6 protein-coding genes are annotated in these 3,757 nt (G+C 49.5%); 3 read left to right on the top strand and 3 right to left on the bottom strand.

The window, feature by feature from the left end:
* From rimM to rplS, 3 genes are all read left to right on the top strand, one after another.
* Positions 1 to 331 (top strand): ribosome maturation factor RimM (gene rimM / locus KQJ19_RS22845; protein WP_216404213.1); only part of this gene is annotated, 331 nt, incomplete at its 5' end.
* Between the two features lie 44 nt (positions 332 to 375).
* Entirely contained in the window at positions 376 to 1,143 is a 768-nt protein-coding gene (trmD, locus tag KQJ19_RS22850) for a tRNA (guanosine(37)-N1)-methyltransferase TrmD (RefSeq protein ID WP_016157187.1), read from the top strand.
* Positions 1,144 to 1,184: 41 nt separating this feature from the next.
* Positions 1,185 to 1,532 (top strand): 50S ribosomal protein L19, encoded by a 348-nt coding sequence (rplS, locus tag KQJ19_RS22855; protein ID WP_002914145.1) that lies wholly within the window; start codon positions 1,185 to 1,187, stop codon positions 1,530 to 1,532.
* A gap of 127 nt (positions 1,533 to 1,659) precedes the next feature.
* Here the strand turns inward: rplS and KQJ19_RS22860 are convergent, their stop codons facing one another.
* The 3 genes from KQJ19_RS22860 to KQJ19_RS22870 form a co-directional block, all read right to left on the bottom strand.
* Positions 1,660 to 2,142, bottom strand: a complete 483-nt coding sequence (locus KQJ19_RS22860) for an OmpA family protein (protein WP_016154071.1) — start codon at positions 2,140 to 2,142, stop codon at positions 1,660 to 1,662.
* Between the two features lie 10 nt (positions 2,143 to 2,152).
* Positions 2,153 to 3,379: a diguanylate cyclase DgcN gene (gene dgcN / locus KQJ19_RS22865; protein WP_047414892.1), complete on the bottom strand. Its 1,227-nt coding sequence runs from the start codon at positions 3,377 to 3,379 to the stop codon at positions 2,153 to 2,155.
* The coding region (locus tag KQJ19_RS22870) for a YfiR family protein (protein WP_216404214.1) at positions 3,372 to 3,757 on the bottom strand (386 nt) is incomplete at its 5' end. The genes KQJ19_RS22870 and dgcN, both read right to left, overlap by 8 nt.

Consider the following 3,757-nt stretch of genomic DNA (forward strand, 5'->3'; position numbering starts at 1 on the left):
GCTGAAAGGCGTTGACGATCGTGATTCGGCGAATCTACTGACTAATTGCGAAATTGTCGTGGATTCCTCGCAGTTGCCAGCGCTGGAAGATGGTTCCTACTACTGGAAAGACCTTATGGGCTGCCAGGTAGTGACCACTGAAGGTTACGATCTCGGTAAAGTCGTCGATATGATGGAAACCGGTTCGAATGACGTCATTGTCATTAAGGCAAACCTGAAAGATGCGTTTGGTATCAAGGAACGTCTTGTACCGTTCCTCGATGGGCAGGTTATCAAGAAAGTCGATCTCGCTACTCGTACTATCGAAGTAGATTGGGATCCTGGTTTTTAAACCACCGGATAAACGGTAAAAGTCGGCGTTATGGGGATTGGCTTGTGTTTATAGGTATCGTTAGCCTGTTTCCAGAAATGTTCCGCGCAATTACCGATTACGGGGTAACTGGCCGGGCAGTAAAAAATGGCCTGCTGAACATCCAGAGCTGGAGTCCTCGTGACTTTACTCATGACCGGCACCGTACCGTGGACGATCGTCCTTACGGCGGCGGACCGGGGATGTTAATGATGGTGCAACCTTTACGGGACGCCATTCATGCAGCAAAAGCTGCGGCTGGTGAAGGCGCAAAGGTGATTTATCTGTCACCTCAGGGACGCAAGCTTGATCAAGCGGGCGTTAGCGAACTGGCCACGAATCAAAAGCTGATTCTGGTGTGTGGTCGCTATGAAGGAATAGATGAGCGCGTGATTCAAACCGAAATTGACGAAGAATGGTCAATCGGCGATTACGTTCTCAGCGGTGGTGAGTTACCGGCAATGACGCTTATCGACTCCGTATCTCGGTTTATTCCGGGAGTTCTGGGTCATGAAGCTTCGGCAATCGAAGATTCGTTTGCTGATGGGTTGCTGGATTGCCCGCACTATACCCGACCTGAAGTGTTAGAACAGATGGAAGTACCGGCAGTGTTACTGTCGGGGAACCACGCTGAGATACGTCGCTGGCGTTTAAAACAGTCGCTGGGCCGGACCTGGCTTAGAAGACCTGAACTTCTGGAAAACCTGGCTCTGACTGAAGAGCAAGCAAGGTTGCTGGCGGAGTTCAAAACGGAACACGCACAACAGCAGCATAAACATGATGGGCTGGTCTGAGACCCCCAAATATCAGTTTACCCAGGATAAGAGATTAAATTATGAGCAACATTATTAAGCAACTTGAACAAGAGCAGATGAAGCAGGACGTACCTTCCTTCCGTCCGGGTGATACCGTGGAAGTGAAAGTATGGGTTGTTGAAGGTTCCAAAAAACGTCTGCAGGCATTCGAGGGCGTGGTTATCGCTATTCGTAACCGCGGTCTGCACTCTGCATTCACTGTTCGTAAAATTTCCAACGGCGAAGGCGTTGAGCGTGTCTTCCAGACTCACTCTCCGGTAGTTGACAGCATTGCTGTTAAACGTCGTGGTGCTGTTCGTAAAGCTAAACTGTACTACCTGCGTGAGCGCACTGGTAAGTCTGCTCGTATCAAAGAGCGTCTTAACTAAGATTCGCGCAAGCGACATCCTGTTAGAAAAGGGCTGGCCGAAAGGCTGGCCCTTTTTTTATTCCGACCTTACTCTTTTGTTTTATTGCAATTGGATGGCTGCGCGGCGCGCAGCCAGTTGAGGACTTTTACGGCGTAGCGATCACGACTGCAACCCGGCGGTTTTCAGCACGACCTTTTGACGTCTGATTACTGGCGATCGGGTATTTCTTCCCGAGTCCCTGCGTTGTCAGATTAGTGCGGGGAATGTTGGCGCCCTGTGCCCACGCATCGGCAACCACATTCGCGCGTTTGAGCGACAGCGCTTCGTTGTAGCTGTCTTCGCCGTAGTTATCGGTATGACCATCCATACGCGCATGGTTTAACCCGGTAGCTGCCAGTTTGGATGCCATTTCCTGGATCTGCTTTTCACTTTCAGGGCGGAGCTTATAGTCGTTTTTGTCAAACAGGATGTTGTCAGACAGACCAAGAGACCAGTCTCCGGAAGCTTCGGTAAATCCGTACGATTTCATGGCTGCAATTTGCTCCGGGGTAAATTTTCCCTGAGGTGCCTGACAGCCTGCCAAAATCAGTAAAAGCAGAAGAAACGGGGATGATAGACGTTTTAGCATGTGTAAGTCCTTATTTTTTAATAATGCGTTCAGAACGCAAATTTTTGGCCTGATACATATTTTTATCGGCAAGTTCTTGTAATTTCTCGGCAGAGGCATGTTCCCACGTCAGCGCAAAACCAATGCTGAGTGTCATGCTTGCCTGATGACCGTTATGCAGGTCAAAAGGTCGGTTAAACTCGTGTGACAGTGCCGCGCAGATCCGCTGAACTTCGTATTCAGAGTGAACGCTGTACAGCACCATAGCGAACTCATCGCCGCCAAGTCTGTAGGGGTGATGTCGATTACCACCAAACTCGGACAGCCTGTTTGCAACTTCAATCAGGACCCGATCCCCCGCTGCGTGGCCCCAGGTATCATTAATAAATTTAAAATTATCACCATCAAGAAATAACAGTGCGGAGCTGCTGTGGGCGGCATGGTCATTCATCAGGGCGTTAATGCTGCTGCGAAATGCGGCGCGATTCGCCAGGCCGGTCAGCGGATCGTGTAGCGCCGTACGCAAAAGCTGGGCGTTCTTTGCCTGCAGTTTAAGTTGCCACTCCTCCATCTCGTCCAGCAGACTATTAAAGTCCTGGGCAAAAAGGTGAAACTCTTCAATGCGCTCTTCTGAAACGCGTCGTGAAAAGTTACGGTTGGTACGAACATCATGTACCACCTCGGTTATATTTTGCAGGGCTTCCACGACGCCATTATGTAAATAACGAGTGAGCATTAATGCAATGCCAGAGGCCAACAGAATGCACCCGGTAAGGACGGCCAGCGACAAATAGATGAAATGGCTGATAACGCTATCGCGCGCAGTCAATCGTACTTCGCCGATGACGTTGCCATTATGCAAAATAGGTTGAGTGACCGGTTGGGGAAACAGCCAGTGGCTGATAAGTCCGCTGATTTTTTCAGTGGTATCCTGCGCGTTATAGCGCCAGGTGGCGATCACCTTCTGGTTTTTATTACGAACTTCTGCAACGGAAAATTGCCCCTGCTGGCCCAGTGCTGCCAGCGTTTCAGTTGCTGCGACGCCATCAGAAAAAACTAATGCTGCTTCAAGCGTGCGGGTCATAGTTGCTGCGGTCAGATCCAGGTTCTTTTGCGCATACTGTCTCAATGCCAGCACCGAAGAAATGCTGAGCAGCAGCCAGATCAGCGTCATAGTTACCAGAACGCTGATTATGCTGATACGCCGTAATGTCCGCTTAAACGTCGGGCGTGTTATGGGAGAATGGCCCTTATCCATGCTTCTGATTCCGTGCAAGCATTAATACGTCCGGACTGACCCTTACGCCACTGCGTGAAAGGGAATCCATATTTACGGAAAATCTCACATCTTCATCTTTAATTATGAGGCAAAAGGCGCTGCCAATAACGCATTCGGGGTTCTGTTCGGCAATTAATAGCAATGCCTTAGACGGATATTTATTCTTTAATTCCACCTGATAAGTAGGGGATTCTTTTCCAAAATAAAAGCCATCACACTGCGAAACTAATATTTCTTGTTCCGTACGAATGATGACGGGAAGATAGGGTAATGCTCCGGCACTGGTATCTCCCAGGACACTGGAAAAACGCGATGAAGAGAAAATACACAGTTTGGGAGGCCCGGACAGTGCAGGCC

This window comes from Citrobacter sp. S46_ASV_140 (assembly GCF_018919545.1).
Taxonomy (GTDB): Bacteria; Pseudomonadota; Gammaproteobacteria; order Enterobacterales; family Enterobacteriaceae; genus Citrobacter; species Citrobacter braakii.

What these genes read in the sequence shown, in the direction of transcription:
- dgcN (WP_047414892.1), bottom strand. Translation starts at nt 3,379, where the DNA reads ATGGATAAGGGCCATTCTCCCATAACACGCCCGACGTTTAAGCGGACA.
- KQJ19_RS22860 (WP_016154071.1), bottom strand. Translation starts at nt 2,142, where the DNA reads ATGCTAAAACGTCTATCATCCCCGTTTCTTCTGCTTTTACTGATTTTG.
- rplS (WP_002914145.1), top strand. Translation starts at nt 1,185, where the DNA reads ATGAGCAACATTATTAAGCAACTTGAACAAGAGCAGATGAAGCAGGAC.